Origin of the sequence: Photobacterium sp. WH77, from assembly GCF_022014395.1 — a bacterium.
GTDB classification, from domain to species: Bacteria; Pseudomonadota; Gammaproteobacteria; order Enterobacterales; family Vibrionaceae; genus Photobacterium; species Photobacterium arenosum.
Window position 1 is genome coordinate 194,169 of the sequence record NZ_JAKLTE010000003.1, and the last position, 16,029, is coordinate 210,197.

Sequence of the window (16,029 nt, forward strand, 5' to 3'; positions counted from 1 at the left end):
TGCTGCATTTTTACTCTATTGTTCCCGTAATACGGCACTTAATCTAAGGCCAACCTGTTATTGCAGGGACGAGTTGATTAAAATGCTCCAATTCATTTTTTGTTCTTTGGATGAAGATTCATGCGTAAATCGTTTATCGCTGGTGCCCTGCTTCTATCATTGGCTTCAGCAGCTCAAGCTAATTCAGCTAATACTATGAGCAACTTCAGCTACGACTATACAGAAGTGCGAATTGGCCTGAGCCCATTAACCTATGGTGCAGGTTTCAGCAAATCTATCCACCCGAATGCACATTTAACCGGTAGCATCGATTCTGAATTCGAAAGCGACTGGGATCTTGCCTTAGGTGTTGGCTTCCATGCACCTATTAACAACTGGGCTGATCTGACGGGTGAGCTTAAAGCGCGCAACATCAAGAACAAAGACGAGTTTAACGACAGCACAGGCAAAACAGGTATGGAAATCAACCTGGGTGTTCGTCAATGGTTAGGCCCGCAACTTGAAGTAGGTGCCAAGCTCGGCCACATTAACGTCCATAAAATCGAAGAAACATTCGGTTCTGTTTATGGCCGTTTCCACGCCACTGAGCTGTTTTCAATCGGCGCTGAAGGTCGTTTTAACGATGTTTACGGCGATCAACTGTTACTGACTACCCGCTTCAAATACTAAGCGGATACGTGTAATGCATTAACAAAAGCCCGGCGCAATCACGCCGGGCTTTTTTTGTTTGATGCGCCTCACTCAACAGCCAAGTAAGGCTTTACGCCTGGTAAAACTAATACACGAGCTGAGATCAAAAAAAGCCCGTCAATAACGGGCTTCTTGTTGCAGTCGTAGTCTGACTTGTCTATTACCAGCCAGTAACTTCTCTCAGTGCTTTACCGATCTCTGCCAGGCTTTTAACGGTTTTAACGCCCGCAGATTCCAGTGCTGCGAACTTATCTTCCGCAGTACCTTTACCACCAGAAATAATTGCACCGGCATGGCCCATACGCTTACCTGGAGGAGCAGTCACACCCGCAATATAAGAAACAACCGGTTTAGTGACATTCTCTTTGATAAATGCTGCTGCTTCTTCTTCCGCAGTACCACCGATTTCACCAATCATCACGATTGCTTCAGTCTCAGGGTCTTCCTGGAACAATTTCAGGATATCAATGAAGTTTGACCCTGGAATCGGGTCACCGCCAATACCTACACAAGTAGACTGGCCGAAGCCTTCATCTGTGGTTTGTTTTACTGCTTCATAAGTCAGGGTTCCTGAACGAGAAACAATACCCACTTTACCTTTCTTGTGAATATGACCAGGCATGATGCCGATCTTACATTCATCAGGCGTGATCACACCCGGGCAGTTAGGACCAATCATGCGAACACCGGTTTCTTCCAGCTTCACTTTCACGTCGATCATATCTGTTGTCGGGATACCCTCAGTGATGGTAACGATCAGTTTGATACCCGCATCAATCGCTTCCAGAATGGCATCTTTACAAAATGGTGCCGGAACGTAGATAACAGAAGCTGTTGCACCTGTTGCTTCTACGGCTTCGCGCACAGTGTTGAACACTGGCAAATCCAGGTGTGTTGTACCGCCTTTACCTGGTGACACACCGCCAACCATTTGCGTACCGTATGCTATTGCCTGCTCAGAGTGGAAAGTACCCTGACCGCCAGTGAAACCCTGGCAGATAACTTTAGTGTCTTTATTAATTAGTACAGACATTCTTATTTGCCCTCCGCAGCAGCAACAACTTTCTGAGCTGCGTCGGTTAGCGACTCAGCTGCAATGATATCCAGACCTGACTTGGCCAGTACTTCGCGACCCAGGTCAGCGTTAGTACCTTCCAGACGAACCACAACCGGTACAGTCACGCCAACTTCTTTAACCGCGCCGATGATACCTTCTGCAATCATGTCGCAACGAACGATACCACCGAAGATGTTAACCAGTACGGCTTTAACATTATCGTCAGACAGGATGATCTTGAATGCTTCTGCAACGCGCTCTTTGGTCGCACCGCCACCAACATCCAGGAAGTTTGCCGGCTTGCCGCCGTGCAGGTTTACAATGTCCATGGTACCCATGGCCAGACCCGCACCGTTCACCATACAGCCAACGTTACCGTCCAGAGCAACATAGTTCAGCTCCCATTGTGCTGCGTGTGCTTCACGTGCATCTTCCTGAGAAGCATCGTGCATATCACGCAGTTTGGGCTGGCGGTACATGGCGTTTGAATCGATGTTGATTTTACCGTCCAGGCACAGCAGGTTACCTTCACCGGTAATCACAAGCGGGTTAATCTCCAGCAGAGCCAGGTCATACTGAGCAAACATCTGGCCCAGACCCATGAAGATTTTCACAAACTGCTTGATCTGATCGCCTTTCAGGCCCAGTTTAAATGCCAGTTCACGACCCTGATAGGCCTGTGGGCCAACCAGTGGATCGATAGCCGCTTTGTGGATCAGCTCAGGGGTTTCTTCGGCAACTTTCTCAATTTCCACACCACCTTCAGTTGATGCCATGAAAACGATACGGCGAGTACCACGGTCTACAACAGCACCCAGATACAGTTCGTTTGCAATGTTAGAGGCTTCTTCAACCAGGATTTTGGTTACCGGCTGACCGTTTGCATCAGTCTGATAAGTCACCAGGTTTTTACCCAGCCACTTTTGTGCAAATTCTTTAAGGCCTTCTTTGGTGTCATGCAGTTCTACGCCGCCCGCTTTACCGCGGCCACCAGCGTGAACCTGACATTTGATGACCCACTTATCACCGCCGATTTTACCTGCTGCTTCAGCAGCCTCTTGTGGGGTATCACAAGCATAGCCTTCAGGAACTGGCAGGCCATACTCAGCAAAAAGTTGTTTTGCCTGATATTCGTGCAGATTCATTATGTTCTATCCGTTCTCTAATCCCTGTGGGACGTGTTATATCCATTGAAATACTCTTGGGTATTCCTTCGTCAATCAATCTGGCTCAACAACCGCCACCTCAGAACAGTGGCGGGTCGTTATGCGCAGTGTTACACGTCCAGAAGCAGACGTGTTGGGTCTTCAAGTAATTCTTTAACGGTTACCAGGTAGCCTACCGACTCTTTACCGTCAATCAGACGGTGGTCATAAGACAGCGCCAGGTACATCATAGGCAGGATTTCAACCTTGCCATCAACGGCCATTGGACGGTCCTGGATCTTATGCATACCCAGAATAGCGCCCTGAGGTGGGTTGATAATTGGCGTAGACATCAGCGAGCCGAATACACCACCGTTGGTGATAGTGAAGTTACCGCCAGTCAGTTCATCAACTGTCAGCTTGCCGTCACGGCCCTTGATTGCCAGTTCACGGATACCTTTTTCGATCTCAGCCAGGCTCAGTTTGTCACAATCACGCAGTACCGGGGTAACCAGACCACGAGGGGTTGATACGGCAATGCTGACATCGAAGAAGTTGTGGTAAACAACATCATCACCGTCAATAGACGCATTCACTTCCGGGAAACGCTTCAGCGCTTCAACAACCGCTTTGACATAGAAAGACATAAAGCCCAGACGAATACCATGACGCTCTTCAAAGATGCCTTGGTACTGCTTACGCAAGTCCATGATTGGCTTCATGTTCACTTCATTGAAGGTCGTCAGCATCGCTGTGCTGTTCTTCGCTTCCAGCAGACGCTCCGCAATACGCTTACGCAGACGGGTCATAGGGACACGCTTTTCACTGCGATGAGCCAGAGGAGCTTCCACTTTCGCTTCAGCAACCGGAGCTGCAGATGCAGACTTGCCATTTTTCACGAAGGCTTCTACGTCTTCACGAGTGATACGGCCACCCACACCACTACCTTTCACAGCCGATGCATCGATACCGTGCTCGCTGATAAGACGGCGTACAGCCGGGCTCAGCGCATCATTGGTCTCTTCAGCCAAAGAAGCAGTAGTACGTTTTGTTGGTGACGCTTCCGCACTGGCAGTCGTATCTTTAGTTGGTTCGCCGGCAACCGCGCCTGCTTTGATTTTACCCAGCAGCTGCTTGGTCAGCACTGTGGTACCTTCTTCCTCGAAAATAGCTTCAAGAATGCCATCTTCAGGTGCAGGTACTTCCAGCACTACTTTATCCGTTTCGATATCTACCAGAACTTCATCACGGCTTACTGCATCACCTGGTTTCTTGTGCCAGGTGGCTACGGTTGCGTCTGCTACTGATTCAGGTAAATCGGGAACCAGAATTTCGATTGTCATCTCAGTTTGTCCTTTTTGTTCCAGCTCTGGGTTTATTGTTCTGTATTCAGTGCGTCATCAATCAACGCTTTCTGTTGTTTCAAGTGTACTGACATATAACCAACGGCAGGTGAAGCTGACGCTGGGCGGCCGGCATAAGCTAGTTGCGAGCCTGCAGGCAGGGCAGCACGGAAATTATGCTGGCTGCTGTACCAGGCACCCTGGTTTTGCGGCTCTTCCTGACACCATGCGAAGTCAGTCACATGCTGATAATCAGCCAGTGCAGCTTCCACATCCTCTTTCGGGAATGGGTACAGCTGTTCAATTCGGATAATGGCGACATCCGTCTGCTCACGCTTGCGACGTTGTTCCAGCAGATCGTAATACACCTTACCTGAACACAGTACAACACGTTTCACTTGTTTCGGATCCAGCGCATCAATCTCACCGATGGCAGGCAGGAAATTACCTTCAGCCAGGTCATCCATAGTTGAAGTACACAGCGGATGACGCAGTAGTGATTTAGGCGACATGACAATCAGAGGACGACGCATCGGGCGCAGCACCTGACGACGAATCATGTGGTAAACCTGAGCCGGCGTTGAAGGAATCACAACCTGCATGTTTTGTTCAGCACACAGCTGCAGGTAACGTTCCAGACGCGCAGAGGAGTGCTCCGGGCCCTGGCCTTCATAGCCATGCGGCAGCAACATAGTCAGACCGCACATACGGCCCCACTTCTGCTCACCAGAACTGATGAACTGATCGATGACAACCTGAGCACCGTTCGCAAAATCACCGAACTGAGCTTCCCAGATTGTCAGGCCACCCGGCTCTGCCGTGGCATAGCCATATTCAAAGGCCAATACAGCTTCTTCTGACAGCACAGAGTCGAAAACCTGGAACGGACCTTGTTTGTCATGAAGGTTCGCCAAAGGCATGTATGTGCTGGCATCACCTTGATTATGCAGCACCGCATGACGATGGAAGAAAGTACCACGTCCGGAATCCTGGCCCGTAATACGGATGCGATGACCATCATCAACCAGAGTTGCATACGCCAGCGTTTCGGCCATACCCCAGTCGACACCTTTCTCACCCGCTACCATAGACTGGCGATCGTTATACAGTTTCTGTACACGGCTTTGCAGTTTGTGGCTTTCAGGATACTGACAAACACGCTGACCCAGTTCATGCAGTCGCTGACGACCAACTTTATGATCCCATTCTTTGGTCCAGTCGTGGCCCAGGTACGGAGCCCAATCCACTGAGTGCAGTTTCATCGGACGCCACTCTTTCACCACGCATTCGCCGCGGTCAAGTGCATCACGGTATTCATTGACAAGTACAGTCGCTGTTTCAGCGTCTATGCTCTTCTCGTCAACCAGAATATCTGCGTAAATCTTGCGTGGAGTTGGGTGTTTTTTGATCTTTTGGTACATCAGTGGCTGAGTCGCGCTCGGCTCATCCGCTTCGTTGTGACCATGGCGGCGGTAACAGACCAGATCAATAACCACATCACGCTTAAATTCATTGCGGTAATCCAGCGCAAGACGAGTCACAAAAGCAACCGCTTCAGGATCATCAGCATTAACGTGGAATATCGGCGACTGCACCATCTTAGCGATATCAGTACAGTACTGCGTTGAACGGGTATCCATCGGATTAGACGTAGTGAAACCAATCTGGTTGTTCACCACAATGCGTACCGTACCACCAACACGGTAACCCCGGGACTGGGACATGTTGAAGGTTTCAGCCACTACACCCTGACCCGCGATTGCTGAGTCACCGTGAATAGTGATTGGCAGTACCATGGAACCGTCTTTGTCACCCAAGCGGTCCTGACGTGCGCGAACAGAGCCGACAACAACCGGGTTAACGATTTCAAGGTGAGAGGGGTTAAAGGCAAGGGCCAGATGCACATCGCCGCCTGGTGTCGCGAAATCAGCAGAGAAGCCCTGGTGGTATTTCACATCACCGGTTCCCCATGATTCGCCATGCTTACCGGCAAATTCATCGAACAAGTCCTGAGGCTTTTTACCCAGAACGTTCACCAGCATGTTCAGTCGACCACGGTGGGCCATTCCCACCACTACTTCCCGAACACCGCTTTTTCCGGCTGCACGAATCAGCTCTTTCATCATAGGGATAAGCGCATCACCGCCTTCCAGTGAGAAACGTTTTGCCCCTGGGAATTTCGCCCCCAGATAACGCTCCAGACCTTCGGCCGCAGTCAGCTCATCCAAAAATGTCTGCTTTTCTTCCTGAGTAAACGCGCCTTTACCGACGACTGATTCCAGACGCTGCTGAATCCAGCGTTTTTCTTCGGTATCAGTAATGTGCATGTACTCAGCACCAATTGAGCCACAATAGGTGTTTTTCAATGCCTCATAGATCTCAGAAAGCTTCATTGTCTCTTTGCCTACGGCAAATGAACCGACATTGAAGCTTTGGTCAAAATCTTCCGCAGTGAGATTATGAAACGCAGGATCCAGGTCCGAAACACGTTCCTGCTGCCATAATCCCAGCGGATCCAGGTTTGCATGCTGATGACCACGGAAACGGTATGCGTTGATAAGCTGCAGTACCTTAACCTGTTTGACATCAACATCAGGATCGCTGACGTTAGCACTTAAAAAGGTCGTCTCTTTCGCTAAACGCCGGAAGTAATCACGAACACGCGAATGCGGCTGCTCAACGACAACACCATTCACAACAGGCAGTTCACTAAAAACGTGACGCCATTCTTCGTCAACTAATTCTGGGTCGCTTAGATACAACTCGTAGAGGTCTTCTACATAAGTTGCGTTGGCGCCAGCCAGATGTGAAGACTCAAGCCAAGCCTTCATAACGCCGTTCTGCATTTTTTTCCCTTAACCACTTGTTATCGCCACTTGCACCGGTTGTTACGCCGGGCTAAAAAGCCAGCAAATTGCTCTGCTGGCATATCGATAATTCTATAGATTTACACCGAACGTTTAAGCAACATAGATCGGATATTGCCGATTGCTTTCGTCGGGTTGAGTCCTTTTGGACACACGCTGACACAGTTCATGATGCTGTGGCAGCGGAACACGCTAAATGCATCATCAAGATCGGATAAGCGCTCTTCAGTTGCCGTATCACGACTGTCGATTAACCAACGGTACGCCGCCAGCAAGCCTGCAGGACCGATAAACTTGTCCGGGTTCCACCAGAATGACGGACATGAGGTCGAGCAACAGGCACACATAATGCACTCGTACAGGCCATCAAGATGCGCACGCTCTTCCGGAGACTGCAGGTTTTCCCGCGCAGGCGGGTGCTCGCTGTCATTAATCAGGAACGGCTTCACCTTGGCATAGTTGGTGTAGAACTGCTCCATATCAATGATAAGGTCACGAATGACAGGCAAACCCGGCAACGGACGAATCACGATCGTTTTCTGATTCATCAACGCCGACAGCGGGGTAATACAGGCCAGGCCGTTCTTGCCATTCATGTTGATACCATCAGAACCGCAAACACCCTCACGGCATGAACGACGGAAAGACAGCGATGGATCCTGCTCTTTCAACAGAATCAGGGCATCCAGAACCATCATGTCAGAGCCTTCAGGCACTTCCAGCGTATACCCTTTCATGTGCGGCGCGTTATCTACATCAGGGTTATAACGGTAAATCGAAAAATTCAGTTTCATGTTGTTACCTCCCTTAGTAAGTCCGCGCTTTAGGCGGGAATGCGTCACGATGTACTGGTGTCATATTTACATCACGCTTGGACATCTGCTCTGTCTCTGGGTTGTAAATAGAGTGACACAGCCAGTTAGCATCATCACGCTCTGGGAAGTCAAAACGGGCGTGAGCACCACGGCTTTCTGTACGGTAGTTAGCCGCTACTGCCGTCGCATAGGCGGTTTCCATCAGGTTATCCAGTTCCAGACACTCGATACGCTGTGTGTTGAATTCGCTGGATGTGTCATCCAAGCGTGCTTCTTTCAAACGCTCGCGGATTTCTTTCAGCTGACTCAGGCCTTCAGCCATGGCTTCGCCTTCACGGAATACTGAGAAGTTGTTTTGCATGCAAGATTGCAGATCTTTACGGATTTGTACCGGATCTTCGCCTTTTTGCGTGCTGTTCCAACGGTTCAGACGAGTCAGAGAGGCTTCAATGTCTGATTCTGTGGCCGGACGTGCTTCTGCCTGAGCCGCTAGGGTCTCACCCAGATGCAAGCCGGTCGCGCGACCAAATACAACAAGGTCAAGCAGGGAGTTACCGCCCAGGCGGTTTGCACCATGTACAGACACAGAGGCAATTTCACCACAGGCAAACAGACCCTGAACTTCTTCGTCCTGACCATTTGCGTTTTGCTTAATGGCTTGTCCGGAAACCTGAGTCGGTACACCACCCATCATATAGTGACAGGTTGGAATCACCGGAATGGGCTCTTTCACTGGATCGACGTGCGCAAAGGTACGCGACAGTTCAAGAATGCCTGGCAAACGAGATTCCAGAACATCTTTACCCAGATGATCCAGTTTCAGTTTGATGTGCGGTCCCCATGGGCCATCGCAACCGCGGCCTTCACGGATTTCCACCATCATTGAACGGGCAACAACGTCGCGGCCCGCCAGATCTTTCGCGTTGGGTGCATAGCGTTCCATGAAACGCTCACCGTCTTTGTTCAGCAGGTAGCCACCTTCACCACGACAACCTTCGGTTACCAGTACACCGGCGCCGGCAATACCGGTTGGGTGGAACTGCCACATTTCGATATCCTGCATGGGTACACCCGCACGCAATGCCATACCGACACCGTCACCGGTATTAATGTGTGCGTTAGTGGTTGACTGATAGATACGGCCTGCACCACCTGTTGCCAGGATTGTGGCCTTGGATTTGAAGTAACAGACTTCACCGGTTTCCATACACAGCGCGGTACAGCCCAAAATGGCACCGTCCTGGTTTTTCACCAGATCCAGCGCATACCACTCAGAGAAAATCGTGGTCTTATGCTTAACATTTTGCTGATACAGCGTGTGCAGTAAAGCGTGACCGGTACGGTCTGCTGCTGCGGCTGTACGCGCGGCCTGCTCGCCACCGAACTCTTTTGACTGGCCACCAAACGGGCGCTGATAAATACGACCATTATCAAAACGGGAGAAAGGCAGACCCATTTTTTCTAGTTCAATGACTGACTGCGGGCCATTTTTACACATGTATTCGATGGCATTCTGATCGCCAATATAGTCCGACCCTTTTACCGTGTCGTACATGTGCCATTCCCAGTTATCCGGATGCGAGTTACCTAACGCAACTGTGATACCGCCCTGCGCAGATACGGTGTGAGAACGGGTAGGAAACACTTTAGACAGCAAGGCACATTTCAGGCCCTGCTCAGAAATTTGTAGTGCAGCACGCATACCTGCACCACCAGCGCCGATTACTACGGCATCAAACTCTCGAACTGCAATGCTCACTTACGCACCCCACACAATAAAGAAACCAGATAACAGATAAACAAAAAGCACAGCGACAATTGCAAACATCAGACCAGCGCGTAAAAAGGCAGGTTTAATGTAGTCAGTCAGTACTTGCCACATTCCAATCCAACCGTGAATCAGAACGGAGGCCAACGCCAGCATAGTAAAGACTTTTGTGCTTAGTTTTGAAAAGAACGCTGTCCAGGTTTCAAAATTCAGCTCAGGGCCAAAAGCGAAAAAGCACACCATATAAATGGTATAAAGAGTGAGGATAATTGCGGTTGCACGAATCAGAATAAAGTCGTGAACACCATTACGTCCAATAGTTGAAACGTTGCTTACCATACCAGGCCTCCTGCAAACACAGACAGAACCGCCACAATTGCAAAACTGATTTTCGCACTTGTGGTGCCAGATTCCAGCTCTTCAAAATATCCCATATCCATGATCAGGTGACGGATACCCAAAACAATGTGATAGAAGAGTGCTGTCAGCACACCCCAGAGGATAAATTTGACAAAGAAGCTGTCAACGATGTCAGCGGCTTCAGCAAATCCTTGGGGAGAGGAAAGAGACAGGTTCAGTAGCCACAGCAGGATGGCAAGGGAAACAAATGTGATCACGCCCGATACACGGTGCAGGATTGACGAAATCGCAGTCAGCGGAAAGCGTATCGTCTGTAGGTCGAGGTTGACAGGTCTTGGCTTGTTAACTTTCACGGTCTTTGCCCACTCAGCTCCATAGAAGCGTTTTATTTTTATAAAACCTCCGGTATGCGTACGCCAAAACAAGCGCAACAAAGGCACAACAACTGTGCTACATTTACATAGCACAAGTGTATGTACAGCAAAGCAAAAGTCGTTTCAGCTAAGTAGCTAATATTACTAATAACTTTATCATTGTTTCTGGCGATGGCAGAACCAGAGACCTGCGGCCGAGTATACGCCTCGCAACAATCAATTACAAACCCCGTTACATGACCTCTAACACGGTTTGAGATATTGACCCGCTTTTACTTAAAGTTATTAACAAGCGCACACTCCCGAGAAGAGGAATTGACAACAACATGACCGAGCTGTACAAAGACGGCACATCCGATTTCGGATTAGGATTATAAAATAACAAAGGAGATTGTTATGGCAGACAAGAAAGCTACTCTTCATATTGAAGGGAAAGCACCGGTCGAACTGCCGATTCTCGGGGGCTCACTAGGTCCAGAAGTACTGGATGTTCGTAAACTCGGCGCATCTGGCTATTTCACTTTCGACCCAGGTTTCTTAGCTACTGCATCATGTGAATCTCAAATTACTTTCATTGATGGTGCGAAAGGTGTGCTGCTTCACCGTGGCTATCCAATCGACCAATTAGCTAATAACGCTGATTATTTAGAAGTCTGTTACATTCTGCTATACGGCGAAGTTCCTACCCGCGCCCAGTATGAGCAATTCCGCAAAACTGTAACCCGCCATACTATGGTGCATGAGCAAATCGCAAGCTTTTTCCACGGTTTCCGTCGCGATGCTCACCCAATGGCAGTAATGTGTGGTGTTGTCGGTGCGCTGGCAGCCTTCTACCATGATTCACTGGACATCAATAACGACGAGCACCGCGAAATCACTGCATTCCGCCTGCTGTCAAAAATGCCGACTCTGGCTTCAATGTGCTACAAGTACTCTATTGGTCAGCCGTTTATCTACCCTCGTAACGATCTGGATTACGCTGAAAACTTCCTGCACATGATGTTTGCAACACCATGTGAAGAATATGAAGTCAGCCCGGTAGTTGCTCGCGCTATGGATAAAATCTTTACCCTGCACGCCGATCATGAGCAGAATGCGTCTACCTCTACCGTACGTCTGGCAGGTTCTTCAGGTGCTAACCCGTTTGCGTGTATTGCAGCTGGTATCGCTTCGCTTTGGGGCCCAGCTCACGGTGGTGCCAATGAAGCCTGTCTGCGCATGCTTGAAGAGATTGGCAGCGTGGAGAATATCCCAGAGTTCATCGAACGCGCCAAAGACAAAGATGATCCATTCCGTCTGATGGGCTTCGGTCACCGTGTGTATAAGAACTATGACCCACGTGCAACCGTAATGCGTGAAGCTTGTCACGAAGTGCTGCAAGAGCTGAAAATCCAGGATCCACTGCTGGATGTCGCGATGGAGCTGGAACGTATTGCCCTGTCTGATGAGTACTTTGTTGAGAAGAAACTGTACCCGAACGTGGACTTCTACTCAGGTATCATTCTGAAAGCTATCGGTATCCCAATTTCTATGTTTACCGTTATCTTTGCAATGTCTCGTACTATCGGCTGGATCGCACACTGGAATGAAATGCACAGTGATCCAAACAACCGTATCGGTCGTCCGCGTCAGCTGTATACCGGTCATCAGCAACGCGATTTCCAACCGCTTCACGAGCGTGAGTGATTGATTAATAACTTGCTAACATAAAACAAAAAGGTTGAGCTGATGCTCAACCTTTTTTAATTGTTTCATCCGTTTGTTGGGTTACACCGGATTATCAATATCCACAAAGGAGACATCAAAATGATGCTCATCAGCCAGCCATTCACCCAAAGCTTCAACACCGTACCTCTCGGTCGCATGATGTCCCGCACTGAAGAAATGAATTCCCTGCTCCCGCGCCGTATGTACCGTCCGCTCTGACACCTCACCCGTAATATAGGCATCCAGACCCTGTGCAACAGCGAGATCGATAAAATCCTGACCACCGCCGGTACACCAACCCACAGTTTTGATCAGAGCAGGACCACTTTCGCCAATATGTAAGGGTTTGCGATTAAGCACCTTCTCAATACGCGCAGCGAGTTGTTCACCAGTAAGCACCGTTGGAAATTCTCCGTAAACTGCAACAGGATGCGGATTGCCAGACTCCAGGCCCCCCAGATGCTTTATGCCTAGTTGATCGGCGAGCTGAGCATTATTTCCCAGTTCCGGATGGACATCCAAAGGCAGATGATAAGCATAAAGATTAATGCCATTCTCGATCAATGCTTTAATTCGTCGGTATTTCATCCCGCGAATTTCCGAAGGTTCATTTTTCCAAAAGTAACCATGATGAACCAGCAAAGCATCGGCTTTCATTTCAATGGCTTGATCGATTAATGCCTGACAAGCAGTCACACCGGTTACAATTTTTTGTACCTCGCAGCGGCCTTCGACTTGCAGTCCATTCGGACAGTAATCTCTGATTAAGTGCGGACTCAGTAATGTATTTAACAATGATTCGAGTTTGAGGTTGTTCATGCTTGCTTCCTTTTGAGCTGTTACTGGTATTTTAACCAACTCGGGAGCAACAGAACCAGCAGGAACGAAAAAGCGGGGGCATAAAGCGAGTAAATAGCGACAAAAAATGCTGCCAAAGGCAGCATTTCATCTGTGATACCAGTAAGCTAGTCATTGACGACAGATTCAATATAGCTCTTGTGCACCTTGTTCAGAGTGCTGCAGCCAAACCGGCTTGGTACTGGTTTTCAACCAGACTTTATGCAGATAACTATAAGCACGTGATTTTACAGACGCAGGCATAAATACCATAACCGGAAAACTCAGCACGCCTGCCATCACAACGCAGGTACGGCGCACAATGATTTGTTGAGTAGATAAAGGAGTGAACATGATAGCCTCCTGAGCAACCAACTGGTCATACCTCTACACTTTAGCGTATTTTTGAAATTTTACTACTTTTTATTTTGTATTTTGTTGTTAAAAGCAAGTTAAATCCAGATTAAGACTTAATTTAATGAATAATATCAACGGAAATGTAACAAAAGAACACAGAGATAACATCAGGCATTTTCGCAATGTGCTGAACATGCCGGTGTTGACACAAGGCGTAGACTACCAGGTCAATGATGCGTGGCTGGGCAGGTTCAGAGACAGAGCAATCATCCCGGCGAAAGCGCAGTACGAAGGTAACCAAAGACTCGGTTTTTATTACCAGTGGCTGTGGCAGCAACTCATCAGTCACCACCCCGATTTTGACCTTGTAGGAGAAGAGATACAGTTGCACGAAGCAAAGCGCACGCTGGGGGCCATTGATTTTCTGGTGTTTAATAAACAATCTAAGCAATTAGAACACTGGGAAGTGGCCATTAAGTTTTATCTGGCTTATCAACAGCAATGGCTGGGGCCAAACTCAGCGGATAACCTGGATAATAAAATCAATAAAATGGTTCAGCACCAATTAGCAATGACTCAGCATCAGGCTTACAAAGATCAGTATGCCAGATCGCTGGGTCAGCCTTCCTGTCAGCGACTGATTGTACAGGGGAGACTTTTCGATCACTTCCGGAATGAAGAGTCAGGTTCCGCCTTGCCCATCAATCCTGATGTTAATAAAGGGCTTTGGTGTTTCCAGAGTCAGGCAGAAGAATTATCGTTAAAAATCCTCACCAAGAGAGACTGGCTAACCCCCCCCTGCTATTCATCAATGTCAGCTCTGATGGCATCTTCGGCTATCACGGTTCCGACTCAGGGTATTGCTGATGACAATCAGGTCTGGTTCATTGTTCCTGACCACTGGCCACTACACAACCGAGACAAGCACAAGCATTATCGGCAGCCGGTTTCGTGACCGTTCAGAAGCCAATCAATGGGCAATAAAAAACCCGCAGCAAAGGCTACGGGTTGTCAAACGGAGATGGCTTACAGACCCGCGTTCGAAAAGACATTACTGACAATCTTCTGCGCTTCATCTTCTATCTGGCGAAGATGCGCTTCGCCTTTGAAGCTTTCACAGTAGATCTTGTAAATCTCTTCAGTACCTGAGGGCCGCGCCGTGAACCAGCCATTCTCAGTGGTAATTTTCAACCCACCGATTGCAGCACCATTACCTGGCGCATGGGTCAGACGGGCCGTAATGGTATCACCAGCTAAGGTGTCAGCCTTCACCATTTCAGGAGACAGTTTGGTCAACACGGCTTTTTGCGCGCTGTTTGCTACGGCCTGCAATCGGCTGTAACAGCACTCACCATGCTTTTCGGTTAAGGTCTGATAATACTGTTGCGGATTCATACCTGTCACCGCAGTGATTTCTGCCGCTAACAGGCAGAGTAAAATACCGTCTTTATCGGTTGACCAGGGTGTACCATCCTTGCGCAAAAAGGATGCACCCGCACTTTCTTCACCGCCAAAGCCAAGCTCACCACTGTACAGGCCATCAACAAACCATTTGAAACCCACTGGTACTTCACACAGTTCACGTCCCAGATCAGCCACAACGCGGTCAATGATCGCACTGGAAACCAGTGTTTTGCCCACGGCCACCTTGTCATTCCAGTCAGGACGATGACGGTACAAATAGTCGATGCAGACCGCAAGGAAATGGTTAGGATTCATCAGACCGTCCGGCGTCACAATCCCGTGACGGTCAAAATCAGGGTCATTACCAAAGGCCAGATCATAACTGTCTTTATGCGCCAGCAAGCCAGCCATCGCATAAGGTGACGAGCAATCCATCCGCACCACGCCATCTTTATCCAGGCTCATAAAGCGGAACGTCGGATCCACAGACTCATCAACCAGTGTTAGATCCAGGTTATAGTGACGCCCTATCTCGCGCCAGTATTCGATCCCGGATCCACCCAGAGGATCGACCGCCAGCTTCAGCTTAGCTTTTTGAATCGCGGCTATGTCGATGACATTAACAAGATCAGCCACATATGGCTTAACTAAATCCTGCTCCGTCACACATTGGCTGGACAAAGCCTCAGAAACGCTCACCCGCTTCACTGACGCTAAGCCTTCGGCAATCAACTGGTTAGCCCGGTTTTCAATAGCTGTAGTAATTGCCCCTTCAGCCGGCCCACCATGAGGCGGGTTATATTTAATGCCGCCATCCTGCGGAGGATTGTGTGAAGGCGTGATCACTATGCCGTCGGCCTTCTCAGCATGACAGAGGTTAAATGTCAGAATGGCATGAGAAATACCCGGCGTGGGTGTGTAACCCTGCTCCGCCTGCAGTACCACATTTACGCCATTGGCCACCAACACTTGCAGGGCAGAAAGCAGCGCCGGTTCAGATAAGGCGTGCGTATCCTTCCCTAAAAACAGCGGTCCGGTAACACCTTGCTCACGGCGAACATCGGCAACAGCCTGAGCGATTGCCCAGATATGATGTTGATTGAAGGTTCCCTTATCGGCACAGCCACGATGGCCTGAGGTACCGAACGCTACACGCTGGGCAACATTAGAATGATCGGGGTCAATCAAAAAATAATTGGCCACAAGAGCCGGAATGTTATGCATGTCTTCTTGCCGGGCTTGCAGCCCGGCACGAGGATGGATCGCCATCAACATATCCTTGTACGTCAATAAAGCCGCATCAGC

At 49.1% G+C, this 16,029-nt stretch carries 14 protein-coding genes; 3 read left to right on the forward strand and 11 right to left on the reverse strand.

Going from position 1 to position 16,029, the window contains the following annotated elements; all coding sequences use genetic code 11:
- The first annotated feature begins 120 nt into the window (after positions 1-120).
- Positions 121-669, forward strand: a complete 549-nt coding sequence (locus tag L6J37_RS04695; protein WP_192014853.1) for a hypothetical protein — start codon at positions 121-123, stop codon at positions 667-669.
- Between the two features lie 181 nt (positions 670-850).
- Here the strand turns inward: L6J37_RS04695 and sucD are convergent, their stop codons facing one another.
- The 8 genes from sucD to sdhC form a co-directional block, all read right to left on the reverse strand.
- On the reverse strand, positions 851-1,723 hold the full coding sequence (gene sucD / locus L6J37_RS04700; RefSeq protein WP_218384116.1) for a succinate--CoA ligase subunit alpha: 873 nt from the start codon (positions 1,721-1,723) through the stop codon (positions 851-853).
- A 2-nt stretch (positions 1,724-1,725) separates the two neighbouring features.
- Positions 1,726-2,892, reverse strand: coding sequence for an ADP-forming succinate--CoA ligase subunit beta (gene sucC / locus L6J37_RS04705; RefSeq protein ID WP_218384119.1), 1,167 nt, complete (start codon positions 2,890-2,892; stop codon positions 1,726-1,728).
- A gap of 131 nt (positions 2,893-3,023) precedes the next feature.
- Positions 3,024-4,235: a 2-oxoglutarate dehydrogenase complex dihydrolipoyllysine-residue succinyltransferase gene (gene odhB, locus L6J37_RS04710; RefSeq protein ID WP_192014850.1), complete on the reverse strand. Its 1,212-nt coding sequence runs from the start codon at positions 4,233-4,235 to the stop codon at positions 3,024-3,026.
- 32 nt (positions 4,236-4,267) lie between these two features.
- Positions 4,268-7,081: a 2-oxoglutarate dehydrogenase E1 component gene (gene sucA / locus L6J37_RS04715; protein ID WP_192014849.1), complete on the reverse strand. Its 2,814-nt coding sequence runs from the start codon at positions 7,079-7,081 to the stop codon at positions 4,268-4,270.
- A gap of 101 nt (positions 7,082-7,182) precedes the next feature.
- Positions 7,183-7,896, reverse strand: a complete 714-nt coding sequence (locus L6J37_RS04720) for a succinate dehydrogenase iron-sulfur subunit (protein WP_027252631.1) — start codon at positions 7,894-7,896, stop codon at positions 7,183-7,185.
- Between the two features lie 13 nt (positions 7,897-7,909).
- Complete coding sequence (sdhA, locus tag L6J37_RS04725; RefSeq protein WP_192014848.1) at positions 7,910-9,676, reverse strand: succinate dehydrogenase flavoprotein subunit; 1,767 nt, start codon at positions 9,674-9,676, stop codon at positions 7,910-7,912.
- Positions 9,677-10,024, reverse strand: coding sequence for a succinate dehydrogenase, hydrophobic membrane anchor protein (gene sdhD, locus L6J37_RS04730; protein ID WP_046219395.1), 348 nt, complete (start codon positions 10,022-10,024; stop codon positions 9,677-9,679).
- Positions 10,018-10,398, reverse strand: coding sequence for a succinate dehydrogenase cytochrome b556 subunit (sdhC, locus tag L6J37_RS04735; RefSeq protein WP_027252634.1), 381 nt, complete (start codon positions 10,396-10,398; stop codon positions 10,018-10,020). The genes sdhD and sdhC overlap by 7 nt, the downstream gene beginning before the upstream one ends.
- Positions 10,399-10,815: 417 nt before the next feature.
- Between sdhC and L6J37_RS04740 the strand changes: the two genes are divergently transcribed.
- A complete protein-coding gene (locus L6J37_RS04740) occupies positions 10,816-12,105 on the forward strand; it encodes a citrate synthase (protein ID WP_192014846.1) in 1,290 nt (429 codons plus the stop codon).
- 81 nt (positions 12,106-12,186) lie between these two features.
- On the opposite strand, the gene L6J37_RS04745 is transcribed toward L6J37_RS04740, so the two are convergent.
- Complete coding sequence (locus tag L6J37_RS04745; RefSeq protein WP_237794329.1) at positions 12,187-12,945, reverse strand: Nif3-like dinuclear metal center hexameric protein; 759 nt, start codon at positions 12,943-12,945, stop codon at positions 12,187-12,189.
- Between the two features lie 165 nt (positions 12,946-13,110).
- Positions 13,111-13,317 (reverse strand): DUF2517 family protein, encoded by a 207-nt coding sequence (locus tag L6J37_RS04750; protein WP_218384123.1) that lies wholly within the window; start codon positions 13,315-13,317, stop codon positions 13,111-13,113.
- 124 nt (positions 13,318-13,441) lie between these two features.
- Here L6J37_RS04750 and L6J37_RS04755 point away from each other — a divergent pair, with 124 nt between their 5' ends.
- Entirely contained in the window at positions 13,442-14,275 is an 834-nt protein-coding gene (locus L6J37_RS04755) for a DUF1853 family protein (protein WP_237794330.1), read from the forward strand.
- 71 nt (positions 14,276-14,346) lie between these two features.
- Here L6J37_RS04755 and pgm read toward each other — a convergent pair whose 3' ends face one another.
- Positions 14,347-15,993 carry a phosphoglucomutase (alpha-D-glucose-1,6-bisphosphate-dependent) gene (pgm, locus tag L6J37_RS04760; protein ID WP_237794331.1) on the reverse strand — a complete coding sequence of 549 codons (1,647 nt, stop codon included), beginning with the start codon at positions 15,991-15,993 and terminating at the stop codon, positions 14,347-14,349.
- Positions 15,994-16,029: the final 36 nt, after the last annotated feature.